The organism is Variovorax sp. 01T432 (assembly GCF_056398605.1).
In genome coordinates this window covers 57,891-75,033 of the sequence record NZ_JBFTPS010000015.1, presented here as the reverse complement: position 1 = coordinate 75,033, position 17,143 = coordinate 57,891, and the positions used below count along the sequence as shown (strand labels likewise).

The following is a 17,143-nucleotide window of genomic DNA, read 5'->3' as shown; positions in this document are numbered from 1 at the left end:
TCAGTGCCCGCAGCAGGAAGACGAGCCGGCGAGGACGGGCGTCGGGACCGCTTCCACCGCCTTGCGCGGCGGGTCGGCGGCGGGCGCCGCGCTGCCGCGCCGATTCGCGACAACGGCGGCCAGCACCGACAGCGCGATCTCCTCCGGCGTCGTGGCCGGCATCGCATAGCCGGCGGGCGCGACGATCGCGGCCACCGCGTCGGCATCCGAGCCCGCGGCGACCAGCGAATCCTTGAGCACCTGCGCCTTGCGCGCGCTGGCGACGAAGGACACCTGGCGCGCATCCAAGGCCAGCGCCAGGCGCAGCGCCTGCACGTCGCGGCGGCCTTGCGTAGCGACCACCACCCATGCGCCGGGCGCGATGCGCGGCCCGACGGTGGCGATGTCGTCGCGGTCGATGACCTGCTGCGCATCCGGATAGGCGCCGGCCTCGGCGTCCTGGGCGACCAGGGTGACCGTGAAGCCCACGCGCGGCGCCAGTTGCGCGAGGCTGGCCGCGACCGGCGAGGCGCCGATCACCACCAGGTGCGCGAGCGGCAGCACGGGGTCGACGAACAGCTCCAGCGTGCCGCCGGAGTGGCAGGCCATGCCGAACTCCAGCACGTCGCCGAGGTCTCTTTCCCGCGTTTCATCCGTCGGCGCGATGCGGATCAGCCGGGCCTGCCCGTCGGCCAGCGCCTGGCGCACCGTGCGCACGACGGCCGGCTGGGCGCACCCGCCACCGACCCAGCCATGGAAATTGCCGTCGGCGGTCACGATCGCCTTGTCGCCGGCATGGGCCGATGCCGGCGCCAGCGCCTTGATCACGCTGACCAGCGCATAGGGCGTGCCCGCCTGCTGCAGCCGGCGCGCGGTGTCGAAGACGGTATCGACTGAGTTCATGTGAAGCTCCTTGGCATCCCCTGGGGGATGCATCGGTTGGATCGGAGGGGCGAGCGGTCGTTCATCGCAGATGCTGCGCGAGCTCGGCCAGATCGCGCAGGCTGTTCAGGCGCAGGAAGCGTTCGACCAGGCCGCCATGCGCGACCACGCCTTCCATCGCCTGCGAAGCCGGTGGCGCATCGGTGGGATGAAACCAATGGATGCGCGCGCCACGGCCGCGCACCCGCGCGAGTTCCTCCGCCAAGCGCCCGGGCGCATCGGCGTCGAAGCCGTCGGAGAGCACCCAGACACGCGCGTTGCGCGTGAGCTGCGCACGCGCATGCGCTCCATGGAAATCGGCCATGCTGGTGGCGATGCGCGTGCCGCCGCCGAAGCCGGCGGTGACTGCGTTGACCTTCTCCTGCACCGCCGCCGAATCGCTGCGCAGCAGCGGCGTGACTTCGGCGAGCCGGGTGTGGAAGACGAACACCCGGGCATTCATCGCCGAGACGAAGGCGCGCGCGATGCGCAGGAAGAGCTGCGCATGGGTTTCCATGGAGCGGCTGACGTCGACCAGGATGAACAGGCGGGGCCATTCGCGGCGCGGCGCGCGCCACACCGGATGGATCGGCAGGCCGCCGGTGCGCAGGCTGGCGCGCAAGGTGCGGCGCACGTCGAGGCGGCGGCCACGGGTGTCGTCGTGCCAGCGGCGCGTGAGGCGCCTGCGCAGGCGCTGCGCGATCTGCTCGGCCAGGCGTTCGAGCTGTGCGAGATCCTGCGGCAGCCATTGCGACAGCGCGCGGTCGTGCAGCGCGTCGACGCGGCTGGCGCCGCCCTGGGCGCGCGACAGGGCCCCCTCCTCCGGTTCGACCAGCGGCGCCTCCAGGGCGGTGTCGGCCGCCGGGCGGCGCGAGGCGGGCGGCTTGCCCTCCAGGCTGTCGTGCAGGCTCTTCACCAGCTGCTGGAGGTTGCGCGCGGGCCGCGTCTCGCCGCTGATCCGGGCCTTGCCCTTGGCGCGCTGCGGATACCAGTAGCGCTCGAACAGCTCGGGCCAGCGCCGCCAGTCGCGCGCGTCGTGGCAGGCGATCGAGCGCCAGGCCGCATCGAGCCGCGACGCGCGTTCGACCGGCACGCGCAGCGCCGCGGCCACCATCGCCTGCTGCTCCGCCACGCCGACCTTCAGGCCGTGGTCGCGCAACAGCGCCGCGAATCCGGCGATGCTCTCCAGCGGTCTGGCCACGGTGCTCATGGGGGCTGCGGGCTCTTCTCGGCCACGCCGACCGCGCGCCGTCCCTCGATGAGCTGGCGCACGCGCTCCTCGCCGAGCAGGAAGCGGTCCTCGCGCGTCTTCAGCAGGCAGGACAAGGTGCCGACGAGCGCGTGCGGATCGTCGGGCAGCGCCTTGAACTCCAGCCGGTGCAGCGCGCGCACCCAATCGAGCGTCTCGGCCACACCCGGCGTCTTGCCCAGGTCGTCGCGGCGCAGCCGCTGGACGAAGGCCACCGCCTGCTCCACCAGCGCGCTCTCGGCGTGCGGCAGCGTGGCGCGCACGATCGCGATCTCGCGCGCGAGCGTCGGGTATTCGAGGTAGTGGTAGAGGCAGCGGCGGCGCAGCGCATCGGACAGCTCGCGCGTGCCGTTGCTGGTCAGCACGACCTGCGGCACGTGCTTCGCGCGAATGGTGCCGAGTTCGGGCACCGTGATCTGGTAGTCGCCCAGCACTTCCAGCAGGAAGGCCTCGAAGGCTTCGTCGGCGCGGTCGACCTCGTCGATCAGCAGCACGCAGGGCGCGTCGCTGGAGATGGCCTGCAGCAGCGGCCGTTCGAGCAGGTAGTCGCGCGCGAAGAGGTCGGCTTCCTTCATGCCCTGGGGCTGCGTCTCGTGCAGGCGGATCGCCAGCAGCTGGCGGCCGTAGTTCCACTCGTAGGCGGCCTGCGACAGGTCCAGCCCCTCATGGCACTGCAGCCGCACGAGGGCCTGTCCGCGCGCGCGGGCCAGCGCGGCGGCCAGCGAGGTCTTGCCGACGCCCGCGTCGCCCTCGACCAGCAGCGGCCGCTGGAGCTCGCCGGCCAGCCACAGCGTCGTGGCCAGCGCCTCGTCGGCGATGTAGCCGGCGCGGTGAAGCGATTCGCGCAGCTCGGCTTCGGTCATGGGCGATCAGGCTCGCTTGCCGAACAGGCCCGCGAACCAGCTCTTGATCAGCCCCCACAGGATGGCCAGCGCGTTGATCTCGTTGGCCCGTGTCGGCTGGGGCGTCGGCGCGACGGCGGCGGGTTCGGCGGCGGAGGCGGCAGCGGAATTGCCGGCGGCAGATTCCGCTTCCGCGGCGGCAGGGCCATCCCGCGGCCCCGGCAACGCCGCCGCCGCGGCGCCGAAGTTGTCGACGAACTGCGCCAGCAGCATGTCGGACACCTGCACCATCATCCGCCCGCCGAACTGCGCGAACTTGCCGTTGACGATGACCGCGGCCTGCCCGACCAGCACCGAGGCCGCGGCGGTGTCGCCGGGCTCGATCGTGGCCGTGAGGTCCATCGAGGCCGAGGAGCCGCCGCGGTCGGCGCCCTTGCCCAGCAGCCGCAGCGTCTTCGTCGCCTCGTCGAGCGCGAGCACCTCGATGTCGCCGGCGAAGGCCGCGCCGGCAGGGCCGACCTTGACCTTGACGCTGCCCTTGTAGTGCGTGTCGTCGATCTGCTCGGTGATGGCGGCGCCGGGCATGCAGCCGGCAACCGCCTTCACGTCGCGCAGCATCCGCCAGGCGCGGGCGCCGTCCACCGCCAGCGGGTAGCGCTTGTCGAGTTTGACTTCCATCCTTGTCCCTGTTCCCGTTCTTCGCCGCTCAGAGCGCGACGCCGCTCTGCTTCAACTGCTGCCAGACGCGGTAGGCGCTGTGCGGCATCACCATGTGCTTCACGCCGAGGTGCGCGAACGCGTCGACCACCGCCGATGTGAAGGTCGGGATCGAGCCCACGTGCGGCGATTCCGCCACGCCCTTGGCGCCCAGTGGGTGGTGCGGCGACGGCGTCACCGTGTGGTCGGTCTCCCATTTCGGCGTCTCCACGGCGGTGGGCAGGAAGTAGTCCATCAGCGTGTTGCCCATCAGGTTGCCCTGCGCGTCGAAGGGCATCTGCTGGCCCATCGCCACGGCATAGCCTTCGGTCAGGCCGCCATGGATCTGGCCTTCGATGATCATCGGGTTGATGCGCGTGCCGCAGTCGTCGAGCGCGTAGAAGCGCCGCACCTTGGTCTCGCCCGTGCCGCGGTCGATATCGACCACGCACAGGTAGATGCCGAAGGGGAAGGTGAAGTTGGGCGGGTCGTAGTAGTGGACCGCCTCCAGGCCGGGTTCGAGCCCCGGCGGCGCCTGGTGGTATGCGGCCCAGCAGATGTCCTTCATGGACTTGAAGCGGCTGTCGTCACCCTTGACCTTGAAGCGGTCGATCTCCCAGTCGAGGTCGTTCTCGCCGACCTCGAGCAGGTGGGCGGCGATCTTGCGCGCCTTGGCGTGGATCTTCCGCGCCGCCAGCGCGATCGCCGCGCCGGCCACCGGCGTCGAGCGCGAGCCGTAGGTGCCCAGGCCATAGGGCGCGGTGCTGGTGTCGCCCTCCTCCACCTGGATCACCTCGGAGGGAATGCCGAGTTCCGTGGCGATGATCTGCGCGTAGGTCGTCTGGTGGCCCTGCCCCTGGGTGATGGTGCCCATGCGCGCGATCGCGCTGCCGGTCGGGTGCACGCGGATCTCGCAGCTGTCGAACATGCCGACGCCGAGGATGTCGCACATCTTGCTCGGCCCCGCGCCGACGACCTCGGTGAAGGCCACCAGGCCGATGCCCATCAGGGTCGGGCAGTTCGGGTCGGCGCGCTTGGCCGCCTGCTCGGCACGCAGGCCCTTGTAGTCGCAGGCGTCGAGCACCTTCTGCAGCGCGGGGTGGTAGTCGCCGGAGTCGTACTCGAAGCCGAAGGCCGAGGTGTAGGGAAACTGTTCCTTGCGGATGAAGTTCTTCGCGCGGATCTCGGCCTTGTCCATGCCCAGCTTCTGCGCCAGGATGTCGACCAGGCGCTCGATCACATAGACCGCCTCGGTCACGCGGAAGGAGCAGCGGTAGGCCACGCCCCCCGGCGCCTTGTTGGTGTAGACGCCCTTGACGCTGCACCAGGCCGCCGGGATGTCGTAGGAGCCCGAGCAGATGTGGAACATGCCGGCCGGGTACTTGGTCGGGTCGGCGCAGGCATCGAAGGCGCCATGGTCGGCGAGCACCTCGACCCGCAGGCCGATGATCCTGCCGTCCGGCGTGGCCGCGATCTCGCCGTCCATGTGGTAGTCGCGGGCAAAGGCCGTGCTGGAGATGTTCTCGATGCGGTCCTCGATCCACTTGACCGGCTTGCCCAGCACGATGCTCGCGACGATCGCGCACACATAGCCCGGATACACGCCGACCTTGTTGCCGAAGCCGCCACCGATGTCCGGCGAGATGATGCGCACCTTCGACTCCGGGATGCCCGACAGCAGCGACACCACCGTGCGGACCACGTGCGGCGCCTGCGAGGTCATGTAGGTGGTCAGCTCGCCGCGCACCGGGTCGAAGCTGGCGACGCAGCCGCAGGTCTCCAGCGGGCAGGGATGCACGCGCGGGTAGAAGATGCGCTCCTTCAGCGTGACCGGCGCGGAGGCGAAGGCCGCATCGGCGGCCGCCTTGTCGCCGGCCTCCCACGTGAAGATGTGGTTGGGATGGTCGCGCTTGCCGTGCGCGCCCTCGGTCTTGCCCGCCAGGTCCTCGCGCAGCACCGGCGCGCCGGGCTTGAGCGCCTCGAAGGGATCGATCACGACCGGCAGTTCGTCGTACTCGACGATCACGGCCTCGACGCCATCGGCCGCGGCGTAGCGGTCCTCGGCGATCACGACCGCCACCTCCTGCATCTGGAAGTGCACCTTCTCGTCGGCCAGCACCGCCTGCACGTCGCCGGCCAGCGTCGGCATCCAGTGCAGCTTGAGCGGCTTGAGGTCCTCGGCGGTCAGCACGGCGATCACGCCGGGCACCTTCAGCGCCTCGGACTTGTCGATCTTCCTGATGCGCGCATGGGCCACGGGCGAACGCACGATGTCCATGTGCAGCATGCCGGGCATCCTGATGTCGTCGACATAGTTGCCCTTGCCCTGGATGAAGCGGGCGTCTTCCTTGCGCAGGCGGCTCTCGCCGAGGCCCTGCAGCGCGGCGCTGCGTTCCAGCAGCTTGGGATCGATCGGGGCGTTCATGCGGCCACCTTCTCTGTCTGTTGCAGCTTGGCGGCGGCGTGGAGCACCGCCTTCACGATGTTCTGGTAGCCGGTGCAACGGCACAGGTTGCCGCTCATGCCGGCTCGCACTTCCTCTTCCGTCGGATTCGGGTTCTCCCGCAGGAAGCGGTAGGCGCGCACCAGCATGCCCGGCGTGCAGAAGCCGCATTGCAGGCCGTGCTCCTTGTAGAAGCCCTCCTGCACCGCGTGCAGCACGCCGCCCTGGGCCAGGCCCTCCACTGTCAGCACCTCCGAACCCTCGCACTGCACGGCGAGGTGGGTGCAGCTCTTGACGGATTCGCCGTCGATGTCGACGGTGCAGGCGCCGCAGTGGGTGGTCTCGCAGCCGATGTGCGCACCGGTGAGATGGCATTCCTCGCGCAGGAAGTGCACCAGCAGCATCCGCGGCTCGACGGCCTTCTCGATGTGCTTGCCGTTGATGTCGAGGCTGACGATGGTCTTGCTCATGGGGGTCTCCGATCCTGTCGTTTCTTCTAGCTGCAGCGCGTGGCTGCCTTGGCGATCGCGCGCATGACCATCTGCCGGGTCATGGCGAACTTGTATTCGCGGTCGCCGCGCAGGTCATCGGCCGGATCGCAGATGGCGACGGCCTTGGCGGCCGCGTCGGCGATGCTGGCCTCGCTCAGCGGCTTGCCCAGCAGCGCGGCCTCCGCGTCGGGCGCGCGCAGCGCGGTGGGCGCCACGTTGGTCAGCGCGATGCGCGCATGGCTCACGTTGCCGCCGTCGATGCGAAGGACCACCGCGGCCGCGGCGGTCGCCCAGTCGCCGGTCTTGCGCTTGAGCTTCTCGTAGGCATAGCCGGTGCCAGGGGCGAAGGCCGGCACGCGGATCTCGATCAGGATCTCGTCCTCCGCCATCGCCGTCATGTAGGTGCCCTGGAAGAAGCCGTCGGCGGCAACCTGGCGCCGGCCGCCGGCCCCTTCGAGCACGAAGACGGCGTCCAGCGCGATCGACAGCGCCGGGTGGTCGTTGCCCGGATCGCCGTGCGCGATGTCGCCGCCGATGGTGCCGCGGTTGCGCACCTGCGGATCGCCGATCTGACGCGCCGCCTCCGGCAGCAGCGGCACCCTGCGCTGCAGCACGGGCGACATGATGAGGTCTTTCTCGACCGTCATCGCGCCGATCACCACGATGTCGCCCTCCTCGCGGATGCCGCGCAGCGTGTCGATGCGGTTCAGGTCGATCAGGTGCGCCGGCTGCGCGAAGCGCAGCTTCATCATCGGCAGCAGGCTGTGGCCGCCGGCCAGCAGCTTGGCGTCGCCGCCGAACTCGCCGAGCAGGTGGATGGCGTCGGCCACCGAGCGAGGCGCGTGGTAGGCAAAAGCGGGAGGAATCATCTTTGTTGTCTCCTATCGTGGCGGCAGGCAGCGAGGCTCCTGGCCCGCTGTGTTGACGTTGAAGTTAAGACGACCCGCCAAGGCGCAGGCCCCAGGCGCACGAACCGGCGTGGCAGGCGCACGAAATGCGGCGATCGGCGCATGAACCGCCGCGCCGGAAAGCCCGGCGCGGGTTATCCCGAATGGGCCGCCCTCAGCTGCGCAGGCTTTCGACCTCGGCAATGCCCAGTTGTTCCAGCAGGCGCGGAACGCTGGTGCGCGCCACCGGCAGGGCGTTACTTTCGCCGCGCAGCTTGAGGCTGACCTTGCCCTCGTCGCGCAGGATCTGCTCGGCGAAGTCGAGGTTCGCCAGGTAGCTGCGGTGGATGCGCAGGAAGGACGCGCCGTCCAGCCGCTCGGCCAGGTCGCTGATGTTGAGGTTGCAGAAGCTCGCGCCCTGCGCCGTGCTCACCCAGGTGTAGTGCCCCTCGGAGCGGATGTACGTCACCGTCTCGACGTCGACCAGCACGATGCGGTTCTGCGAGACCGTCGGGATCTTCTGCAGCTGGCGCTTGGCCTGCGGCTTCTGCGCCGCCGGCTCCTCGCCGCTGACCAGCTCGGTGATGTCGTAGAAGATCAGCGTGTAGCCGGCCGTGTCGCCGCGCAGGTCGGAGAGCTTCGTCACCTTGATGAGCAGGACCCGCTCCGGGATGTTGATGATCATCGTCATCGGCGGCGGATTGCTCACCGGGCACTCGGCCTGATCGAGCAGGAACTTGACCTTGGACTGCGAACGCTCGGGATGGAAGGACAGCACCATCTTCTCGAAGGGCTGCTTGTCCTCGACCGGCAGCGCGCGGCGCGCGAAGCTGTTCATGGCCACGACCGTCAGGTCGCGATCGAGCTGCACCACCCCGACATCGGATCGCTCGAGCAGGTACAAGGGGCTGCGGCTTTGAATTCGGGTGTCCAAGATCTGGCCTCCGGTGGAAGCCCCATTGAAGCACTCTTTGGGTGCGCGCGCGAGCGGGTCATGTACTCTCCGGCACCTTCAAGGCGACGTAGGTGCTGTTGCTGATCCCGAGCAGCGTCAGCAGTTCGGTGGGGAACTCCGGCATGGCGACCACCTGCGCCACGGTCCAGACAAAGAAGCCGCCCAGAGTCAGCGTCCAGAAGACGACCTGCACCCGATAGATGCTCACGCCGTCGCCGTCGCTGCAGATGTCCTTGAGGAAGTTCTTCCAGGAATTGAGCGCATTCGGATGAAGTGCCGCCTCGATCGCGGCCAGCCGGGCCGGGCCGCCGCCGGCCACGAACCCCGCCGGATTGGCGACTTGCGCGGCCAGCAGCGTGGTTCTCTCCGCCTCGAGGCCCGTGTTCTTCGTGTTGCCGACGACTCTCGCCGCGAAGCCGGTCGCGCTGCTGATGCCGAGCAGGATCAAGACCTGGGACGGCAGTCGCTCCAGGCTTCCCGTGGTGAAGAAGATGGCCACCAGGCAGGTGAGCACGAGCAGGAACCAGAACGCCATTTGCGCGCGGCCCAGGCTGTAGGGGCCGCCCCTCGAATCCCGCAGGATGCCCGGACTGAGAATGAACCAGGCGTACATCAGCGCGAAGACGAGGATGCTGAGCCCGATGATCCAGTGGAGCCGGGTGCCATCCTGGACTTCGAACGCGATGGTGCTCCCGGCGCTCGCGGCATTCGGCACACTGACCGGGATTCCCGGCCCCATGGCAACGGCGACGTCCATCACGCGCCGCGTTCCGCCGTGTTGCGATCCCAGGAGTTTCGTCCACGCGTCGCGGTTGGCTTCGTCCTGGGAATTGCGGCGCAACAGGAAGCTCAGCGTGGCCTGGTCGCTCGTGCCCTGGGACAAGGTCAGCGGCAGGCCTTGCATCTCGATGCCACGAAGGAAGAGCGTGACGGGCACGGTGTCCCGCGTCCTGCTCTTGAGCAGCGCGTCCAGCTTCTGGTAGCAGCCGCCCTTGACGTCGATGCGCAAGCGATCGTCCAGTCCGTAGGTCGGCGTCGTGGCTTCGTTGGGCTGCGCGGGGCGTTCAATGCACTTCCCGCCCGCCCACATCCCCAGGCAGAGGTCGGCGCTCATGCACTCGGGCTCGGCGGCGTGGAGGGAGGCCGCGAAGAGCCAGCCGAGCAGGCAGAACACGCATGCCGTTCGAAGCCGCCTGAATTGCATCATGACCCTCGGATGAGACCCGACTCGCCGATTCTGAGCTGGCGCGCACGGCCGCGAATCAGCGAAATTGGGTAGGCCGTTCGGTCAGCGCGCGCCCGTCTCGCGCGACGCCATCCAGAACGCGGCCTGCCCCACGATGCCCGCCCCGGCGAGCACGAGTCCCGCCGACAGCGCAGGGTCGGCGCCCAGACCGACAAGCGCCGTGCACAGGGCGCCGACGGCCATCTGGGTGAACCCGTACAGGCCCGATGCCGAGCCCGTCACCAGCGGGTTCACGCTGATCGCCTCGGTGAGCGCGGCCGGCGAGGCGACACCGGCGCCCATGGTGAAGAGAAACATCGTGCCGACGACCCACGGCACGTTCAACAGCCCCAGCCCTGCGCCCGCGAGGAATGCCAGCGCCGCCAGGACGCTGACCGCGCTGGCGCCGACGAGCAGGCGGCGCATCCTGACCCTTCGAATGAGGCGCGTGGCCAGGACGCTTCCGAGGCCCAGGCCGGAAATCAGCAGCGCGAGATAGAAGCCGACCTCATGCACGGGCCGATGCAGCTGATCGACGAAGATGAAGGGCGCGGCCGCGATGAAGGCATACATCGCCGTGGTCGCGCAGCCGCCGCCGATGGCGTAGCCGAGAAAACGCGGCGATTTAAGCAGCTGCGCGTAGTTGCGCGCCAGCGCCGCCACGCTGGTGTTGGCGCCGGTCGTCGCGCCCCCGGTCTCCGGCAGCAGGCGCCAGCTGAAGAACAGGTTGAGCAAGCCGAGCGCGGCCAGCGCGTAGAAGATCGAACGCCAGCCCAGCGTCGCCGCCAGCGTGGCGCCAACGATCGGGGCGACGCCGGGTCCGATCACCACCATGAGGTTCATCAGCGCGAGGCGTCGCGCGGCATCCTCGAACGCGCTCGTGTCGCGCACGATGGCGCGCCCCAGCACCAGGCCCGCACAACCCCCCAGGGCCTGGAACAGGCGCGCAACGATGAGCGCCCCGGCGCTGGGCGCCAAGGCCGCCGCAAGGCCTGCCACGGTATAGAGCGCGAGGCCGAACATCAGCGTCGGTCGTCTTCCGAAGCGGTCCGACACCGGGCCGTACACCAGCTGCCCGATCGCGAGTCCGGCAATGTAGAGGCTGATGGTGAGCTGGATCGCGCCCGGGCTGGCCCCCAGGCCTTCGGCCGCGAATGGAAGCGCGGGCACGAAGATGTGCATCGCCAGCGTGCCGCTGAAAGTGAACAGCGCGAGCAGCCAGAGCGGCACCTCGGGCAGGCGGGCCGGGACCGTGTCGGGCGCGTGACCCGGGTCGTCGGCTCTCATCGTCCCTGCTGCACCGAGATCAGCCTTTCGTTCGCCGTCGCGTCGAAGACAAGTGTGCGCGGCCAGGTGGGCCAGGTGGCGCCGAGCGCGGCATCGTTCGGATCGCCGTTCTTCGCGAACGCGCCGATGCTCTTCATCATCGCCTCGGACAAGGCCAGCCGGCCCGGCCGGTTGGCGCTGCTGTTGGTGACCCGCGCGAACAGCGAGGGGCCGAAATTGCCGAAGACGAAGGGAAGATCGAAGGCATGGGCGGCACCGTAGATGTCGTTCCACGGCGCCGGCTCCTCGTCCCAGTCGAACCGGTAGTACCAGACCTCCTCTTGCCGTGACTTCAGCGCACCGAGGATGTTGTCGCGGCTGGCGATGAAGAAGAGCTGGTTGAGCAGATCGGTCTTCGCGTTGAAGCCGGTCTCCGGCGTGTCCACCGGCAGGTACTGCGCCGGAATCCACTGCTCGACGCTCACGGCGGGCGCGGCGTCGGGGTCGTAGCCGAACTGCGTCGAGAAGAGCGTGGCATCGCTGACCAGGCGGCCGCTGGCGCCGCCCAGTGCCGGAGACAGTGCGAGGAAGGTCGGAAACAGCTTGGCCTCGTCGCGCGTGGTTCCGGCTAGAAGGGGCACCCGGAGGTAGTTGCCCGCGTTGATGGCGGCGATGGGATCGGTGGGCAGCACGGCGCCGTCGGGAATGGGGCCGGAGCCCGCCAGCCCCGCCGGCGCGAGCCTGGTCATCAGCGTGCCGAGCAGGTCCGAGGCGCTCTTCGAGCGCAGGTAGTCCGCGATCCGCGGGCCGGTCTGCGTCCCGATGTACGCCTGGGCGCTCGCCGCATCGGTGGCCAGTCCGTCGGCGATCAACTGGTTGACCAGCAATGCCTGCCCCTGCGCCAGCGCGGCCGAGGCCGGGTTGAGGGTGGGTATCGAGCCGGGCGGCAGATTGCTCGCCAGCGACAGGCCGCCGCTCAGCGGCACCGCGCGATGGACCAGGCTGGGACTGGCATCGACCAGCAGCGGCGATGTGATCAGCGCATAGACATTGATGGCGCCGGCCGACTGGCCCATCAGGGTGACCTTGCCCGGGTCGCCGCCGAACTGCGAGATGTTGCGGTTGACGAACTGGAGCGCCTTGAAGATGTCGAGCAGCGCGAAGTTGCCCGAGTCGGTGTTCGCGTCGCCGCTGCCCTTAAGCTGCGGCAGGTTCAGGAAGCCGAAGATGCCGAGGCGGTAGTTCAGCGTCACCACCACGGCCTGGGCCGCCTTCGCGAGCGCGGCGCCGTCGTAGACCGGATCCGCCGTGTAGCCCGAGACGTTGCTGCCGCCGTGCACAAAGACGATGACCGGGAGGCCGCTGCCGCCTTCCGACGGCTGCCAGATGTTCAGGTAGAGGCAGTCCTCGCTGCCGACCACCTGGTTCAGCGTGGTGCCGATGGTCGCGTCGTAGGTGTTGTTCGCGCCGGGTCCGAAGAGGCGGCCGTACTGCGCGCTGGCATTGCCGAAGTGCCTGGTGTCCCTAGGCGCGGTCCAGGGGTCGGGCTCCGCCGGCGCCTTCCAGCGCAGCGGGCCCGTCGGCGGTCTGGCGAAAGGCACGCCCTTCCAGAAGAAGGTGCCCGTGGATGCCGAGTCGTCGGTACCGATGATCGGGCCGAGGTGGGTCGTTCGGATCACGGCCGACCTCCGCCGCCCGCGGGCTCTTCATCGCCTTCGCGCGCGTCGAGCCGCGACGAACGAAGCGCGGCGCATGTGGCCATGAGCCATGGGTGACGTGGCATGGTCTTGCCTCCTGTGGTGCTGTGAAACCCTCTTTGCCCCGCCTGGATTCTGCCCCCGTTCTCGGCGCCGGGACGCACGCTCAGCCCGCCCGCTCGCGCTGCCCATCAGGCTGGCGAGCCTGTATGTCTTCGCCCTGGTGATGGGCGCGACATGGCTGGGAACCGTGCCGCTGACCAGCGGCGTGGTCGAGCAGGTCTTCGGCGTGCGCTACATCGGCACCTTGTTCGCCCTGGTGTTCCTGGGCCATCAGCTGGGAGGTTTCTTCGGCGCCTGGCTCGGCGGCAGTATCTATGACACGACGCACTCCTATGCGTGGATGTGGGCGATCGCCATCGCTCTCGGCGCGGCCTCGGTACTGTTGGACCTCCCGATCAGCGATCGCTCGATCGAACGCCGGCTCGAGCCGGCCGCCGCATGAGATACCGGCCCGCGCGCGCGGCCCCCCATTGCTCAGGCTGCTTGCGAGCCCGCACAGCAGCGGTTAGAACGAACGACCGCTCGCACGGGCGACGCGGGCAGGAGAAAGTCATGCGAATCCATCTCGTCGCCTGCCCTCCCCGGCAGGCACTCCTCGGCGTGGCCTTGGGGCTCGCTTTCCTTCCGGCGCACGCGGCCGCCGAGCACTACGACGGTTTCTGCGAAGCCTCCGCGGCGGCGGCACTCGACACCCGGTACTTCGCGGTGGCCGAGGACGAGAGCAATGTGTTGCTGATCTATGGCCTGGGCACGAGCAAGCCGGCAAGACCGCCGATTCCCTTGTCCGACTTCCTGGGCACCGGCGACAAGGCAGCGGACCTCGAAGCCGCTGCGCGCATCGGCGAAATGGTCTATTGGTCCTCCTCCCACAGCCTCACATCGAAGGGCAAGGCGCGGGAATGGCGAAGGCGCCTTTTCGCGACCCAGCTGGATTCGACGGTTTCGCCGCCGACCTTGAAGCCTTTCGGCAAGCCCTACGTCGATCTGCTCGACGACCTGATCTCGGCCCCGGCGCTGAAGTCGCTTCCGCTGCGCAAGGCCGCCGGCATCGCGCCCGAGGCGCCCGATGGTCTCAACATCGAGGGGCTTGCCGCCACGCCGGAGGGCAGCCTGTTGCTCGGCTTTCGCAACCCCCTGGTCGAGGGGAAGGCCTTGCTGGTGCCGATCCGCAACCCGGGACCGGTGGTCAGCGGCAACCAGAAGCCGGATTTCGGCGTGCCGATATTGCTCGATCTCGGCAAGCGCGGCATTCGAAGCATCGATCGCGGCGGCGGCGCCTATTGGATCGTGGCCGGGCCTGTCGCCGACGCAGGCAGCTTCGCGCTCTACAAGTGGAGCGGCGTCGCAACCGATGCACCCGCCCTGACGGGCGTCGCATTTCCGCCCAGGTTCAGCCCCGAGGCGCTGGTCGTGATGCCGGACACCGACTTCGCCTTGGCGTTGAGCGACGACGGTGCGCGCTGCGATCCGAGGCTCCCGAGCTTCCAGGCGATTCGCGTGCCCCTGAAGTAGGTGGTGCGCGGCGCGGACCGGCCGACCCGGATGGGCGGCCGATCAGGCCCGGACCAGTTGGGCATCGACGCCTCGGCGCGGCGCCGGGCCGATGGGCGGGGCAAAGCCCGCGCGAGCCCACATCTGCACGGTCTGGGCAGGTCGCGTGGCTCCGAGCAGGCTCCGAATGGCCGCATGGGGTGCTGCCTGTTCGGGATATTCCTGCAATGCCTGCTGCAGCGGCTGCAGGGAGACGCCAAAGGCGGTGGCGGCGAGCTGCACCCGAACGTAGGCACGGCCCGCGTTCACCTGGGTCACCCGGCCGTTGTCCTCGGTCGCCATCCACAGGAAGCCCGGCGTCGAATCCAGCTTGCGGCTGAAGTCCTTGATCTGGCTGGTGGTGGCGTAGTCGTCAGCCGCCGGGGGCTTGCTGCGGTCGAACAGGCCGAGCCGGCTCATCATCACGGGCAGCGCATCGAGCACGAAGAGCCCGTCAGCGTGCGCCTCGATCTCGGCCGCGCCCACGCGCAGCACCTTGTACGACTCCATGACCGTGCGCGGCGTCGTCAGTTCGATGCGCCAGGCTTCGTCGGCGATGGCGCGGTGCCGCTGCAGGACCTCGGGCCGATCCGGCCCGACGAAGCCGAAGCGCAGGGGATTCGGCCGCACGCTTTGTGCCATGGCCTGCCATGCCTCCCGCGGCACCGGGCGGCCCGGGTCGTAGAGGCTGCGGTTGGTCCGGCGATTCAGGATCTGGGCGAAGAGCGGGTCCCTGCGCACGCTCGCGTCCGCCGTCAGGCGGATGCGGGCGACCGGGCGCCGATCGATCTTCTCCGGCCCGAAGGGACCTTCCGGAAACAATGCGATCTCGGCCTTCAGCCCGCGCTCGCGCGCCGCGATGTCCAGTACCTCCAGGAAGGTGCCGTGGCTCATCATGATCTGGCGGGAGAAGGGATCGGTTTCGGGCAGCAGGCGTCCGAGGTCGCAGCGCAGCAGGATCTCGTCGGCGGTGCGAAGGTCCACGAGCCAGGACTGCAGGTTGTGCGAGTGCGGCGCGAGGATGGCGTAACCCAGAATCCAGCGGCGGACATCGGGCTCAGACCCGGGGCCCTTCCACGCGGCAATCGCGTCCGCGGGCATCTGCTGGCTGCAGCCGGAGGCGGCCGCGGCGATGGTGCCGCCGGAACTCAGGCGGATGAATCGACGTCGGTCCATGGAGGGCTCCGGGGGGTCGGCGCCTGGCGTGCTACGCGTCCATGTCGTGCAGCGCGCGAAAGGCCTTGTACAGGTTTCGAAGGTCATGGTGACCCTTGAACACGCCGGGCGGCTTCCGATCGATTTCGAGCAGCGCGTAGACCGCCGACATGGCGGATCGGATCGAGTACTCGACCGTGAAGACCACGTCGTCCGGCTGCTCGCAGAACTGCCCGGTGACGGCGAAGTTCGCGTACCCCTCGGGATGAACCGCGGGCCGGTCGCCCCTGGCTCGCGGCAGGAACTGGCTGGTGATGAAGGGCATCAGGCAGGGCAGGCAGATCGCCTGGGACAGGATTGCCTCCGTCCGATCGCCCGCGCCCAGGTGACCGAGGAGCTCGGTCATCAGCTCGCGGCCGGTGCAGGCGGCCATCGGCTTGTTCACATGGTTGCCCGGCTTGTCGATGAACAGGCCGTAGCCCCAGAGCGCCTGGACGTCGTCGGGCTGCCCGATGAAATGGGGCTGGTGCGGCAGCACGATCGACAGCAGCCAGTTCGAATCGGTGAAGGTGATGAGGCCGCCTTCGCCGGGCACGTTGCCCGTGAAGTCGCGCACCATCGTGAAGAGCGCCGGATCCTTGAGCGTCGTCGTGAAGGACAGCCACTTGGAATCGTCGACATGGTCGGCGAAGGCGCCCGGCCGGCCGAGCGCGGGCCGGCCCGTGGCGATCTTCTCCCACAAGCTCCAGGCGCCGCCCTCGCGCTTGTCATGGAGTACCGGCGCCGCATCCATGCCGCCGATCGAGGCGCCCTCGGTCATCGAACCCAGCGTGGCGATGACGACATCCCGGGCGCCGACGGCCACTTCGCCTTGCTCGCCTTGCCGGTCATGGGCGATGGCTTCGACGAAGGTCCCGCCCGCCCGTTCGACGAAGCGGATATCCGTCACCCGGGTGCCCAGACGGAACTCGACGCCGCGCTCTTCCAGCCACTTCCGCAGCGGCAGGACCAGCGAGTCGTACTGGTTGTAGACCGTGCGCATGATGCCGTGCAGCTCATTGAAGCCGGCCACCATGTGGGTGAAGCGCACGAGGTAGCGCTTGAGCTCGATCGCACTGTGCCACGGCTGGAAGGCAAGGGTCGTGCACCACATGAACCAGAAGTCGGTACTGAAGAAGGCCGCGTCGAAGTGGTCGGAGATCCGGCTCGCACCGAGCAGGGCTTCGGGCTCGATCGCAAGCTTCTCGATGATGAGAATGTGCATCTCGCTCAGGCCGAATTCAGGCGCATCGATCCTCCGGCCGCCGCGCACGAGCCGCGATTTCGAACCCGTCTTGATGAGCTCGTTCCACTGAAAGATTTCCTGCGTGACGGTCTGCCTGCCATCGAGCGCCGGCACCGAGGAGAACAGATCGTAGGTGCAGAGGTACTTGCTCTCGATCATCCGGCCGCCGCGGACCATGTAGCCCTTCTCGGCGTCTCCGGAGCCATCCAGGCTACCGCCCAACCGGTCGAGTTCTTCGTAGATGCTGATGTTGCGGCCCGGAAGATCCCCATCACGAATGAGGATGGCCGCGGCGGCGAGCGAGGCGATGCCGCCGCCGATGAGATGGGCCTTGACGGTGCTTCGATCGGGCTTCGACATCGGCTTGCACTCCTGTTGCGAGCCGCGACTCTAACCACGCCGGCGCGCGTGGCATTGATGCAGATCAAGCGTTCAGTGGCGACCGGATCGGGGCCGCCG

15 protein-coding genes are annotated in these 17,143 nt (G+C 68.9%); 2 read left to right on the top strand and 13 right to left on the bottom strand.

Annotated elements, in window-relative coordinates; translation table 11 throughout:
- From AC1DNF_RS14040 to AC1DNF_RS13990, 11 genes are all read right to left on the bottom strand, one after another.
- Entirely contained in the window at nucleotides 1–882 is an 882-nt protein-coding gene (locus AC1DNF_RS14040) for an XdhC family protein (RefSeq protein ID WP_478149214.1), read from the bottom strand.
- A 61-nt stretch (nucleotides 883–943) separates the two neighbouring features.
- On the bottom strand, nucleotides 944–2,110 hold the full coding sequence (locus AC1DNF_RS14035; RefSeq protein ID WP_478149213.1) for a vWA domain-containing protein: 1,167 nt from the start codon (nucleotides 2,108–2,110) through the stop codon (nucleotides 944–946).
- Nucleotides 2,107–3,012 (bottom strand): AAA family ATPase, encoded by a 906-nt coding sequence (locus AC1DNF_RS14030; RefSeq protein ID WP_478149212.1) that lies wholly within the window; start codon nucleotides 3,010–3,012, stop codon nucleotides 2,107–2,109. The genes AC1DNF_RS14035 and AC1DNF_RS14030 overlap by 4 nt, the downstream gene beginning before the upstream one ends.
- 6 nt (nucleotides 3,013–3,018) lie before the next feature.
- Nucleotides 3,019–3,669, bottom strand: a complete 651-nt coding sequence (locus AC1DNF_RS14025) for an SRPBCC family protein (protein ID WP_478149211.1) — start codon at nucleotides 3,667–3,669, stop codon at nucleotides 3,019–3,021.
- A 28-nt stretch (nucleotides 3,670–3,697) separates the two neighbouring features.
- Complete coding sequence (locus AC1DNF_RS14020) at nucleotides 3,698–6,112, bottom strand: aerobic carbon-monoxide dehydrogenase large subunit (RefSeq protein WP_478149210.1); 2,415 nt, start codon at nucleotides 6,110–6,112, stop codon at nucleotides 3,698–3,700.
- Complete coding sequence (locus AC1DNF_RS14015) at nucleotides 6,109–6,600, bottom strand: (2Fe-2S)-binding protein (protein ID WP_478149209.1); 492 nt, start codon at nucleotides 6,598–6,600, stop codon at nucleotides 6,109–6,111. The genes AC1DNF_RS14020 and AC1DNF_RS14015 overlap by 4 nt, the downstream gene beginning before the upstream one ends.
- 26 nt (nucleotides 6,601–6,626) lie before the next feature.
- Nucleotides 6,627–7,490: an FAD binding domain-containing protein gene (locus AC1DNF_RS14010; protein WP_478149208.1), complete on the bottom strand. Its 864-nt coding sequence runs from the start codon at nucleotides 7,488–7,490 to the stop codon at nucleotides 6,627–6,629.
- Nucleotides 7,491–7,683: 193 nt separating this feature from the next.
- On the bottom strand, nucleotides 7,684–8,442 hold the full coding sequence (locus tag AC1DNF_RS14005; RefSeq protein WP_478149207.1) for a PAS domain-containing transcriptional regulator: 759 nt from the start codon (nucleotides 8,440–8,442) through the stop codon (nucleotides 7,684–7,686).
- 58 nt (nucleotides 8,443–8,500) lie between these two features.
- Nucleotides 8,501–9,667 carry a hypothetical protein gene (locus AC1DNF_RS14000; protein WP_478149206.1) on the bottom strand — a complete coding sequence of 389 codons (1,167 nt, stop codon included), beginning with the start codon at nucleotides 9,665–9,667 and terminating at the stop codon, nucleotides 8,501–8,503.
- A gap of 84 nt (nucleotides 9,668–9,751) precedes the next feature.
- Nucleotides 9,752–10,975 (bottom strand): multidrug effflux MFS transporter, encoded by a 1,224-nt coding sequence (locus AC1DNF_RS13995; RefSeq protein WP_478149205.1) that lies wholly within the window; start codon nucleotides 10,973–10,975, stop codon nucleotides 9,752–9,754.
- The gene (locus AC1DNF_RS13990; protein ID WP_478149204.1) at nucleotides 10,972–12,633 is read right to left on the bottom strand and encodes a carboxylesterase/lipase family protein; all 1,662 of its coding nucleotides are present in this window, start codon (nucleotides 12,631–12,633) and stop codon (nucleotides 10,972–10,974) included. The genes AC1DNF_RS13995 and AC1DNF_RS13990 overlap by 4 nt, the downstream gene beginning before the upstream one ends.
- Before the next feature lie 268 nt (nucleotides 12,634–12,901).
- Between AC1DNF_RS13990 and AC1DNF_RS13985 the strand changes: the two genes are divergently transcribed.
- Together AC1DNF_RS13985 and AC1DNF_RS13980 are read left to right on the top strand one after the other, a co-directional pair.
- Nucleotides 12,902–13,156 carry a hypothetical protein gene (locus AC1DNF_RS13985; protein WP_478149203.1) on the top strand — a complete coding sequence of 85 codons (255 nt, stop codon included), beginning with the start codon at nucleotides 12,902–12,904 and terminating at the stop codon, nucleotides 13,154–13,156.
- 110 nt (nucleotides 13,157–13,266) lie between these two features.
- Nucleotides 13,267–14,226, top strand: coding sequence for a DUF3616 domain-containing protein (locus AC1DNF_RS13980; protein ID WP_478149202.1), 960 nt, complete (start codon nucleotides 13,267–13,269; stop codon nucleotides 14,224–14,226).
- Between the two features lie 42 nt (nucleotides 14,227–14,268).
- Here the strand turns inward: AC1DNF_RS13980 and AC1DNF_RS13975 are convergent, their stop codons facing one another.
- Together AC1DNF_RS13975 and AC1DNF_RS13970 are read right to left on the bottom strand one after the other, a co-directional pair.
- Nucleotides 14,269–15,420, bottom strand: a complete 1,152-nt coding sequence (locus AC1DNF_RS13975; protein ID WP_478149201.1) for an Acg family FMN-binding oxidoreductase — start codon at nucleotides 15,418–15,420, stop codon at nucleotides 14,269–14,271.
- A gap of 31 nt (nucleotides 15,421–15,451) precedes the next feature.
- Entirely contained in the window at nucleotides 15,452–17,044 is a 1,593-nt protein-coding gene (locus AC1DNF_RS13970; protein ID WP_478149200.1) for an oleate hydratase, read from the bottom strand.
- Nucleotides 17,045–17,143: the final 99 nt, after the last annotated feature.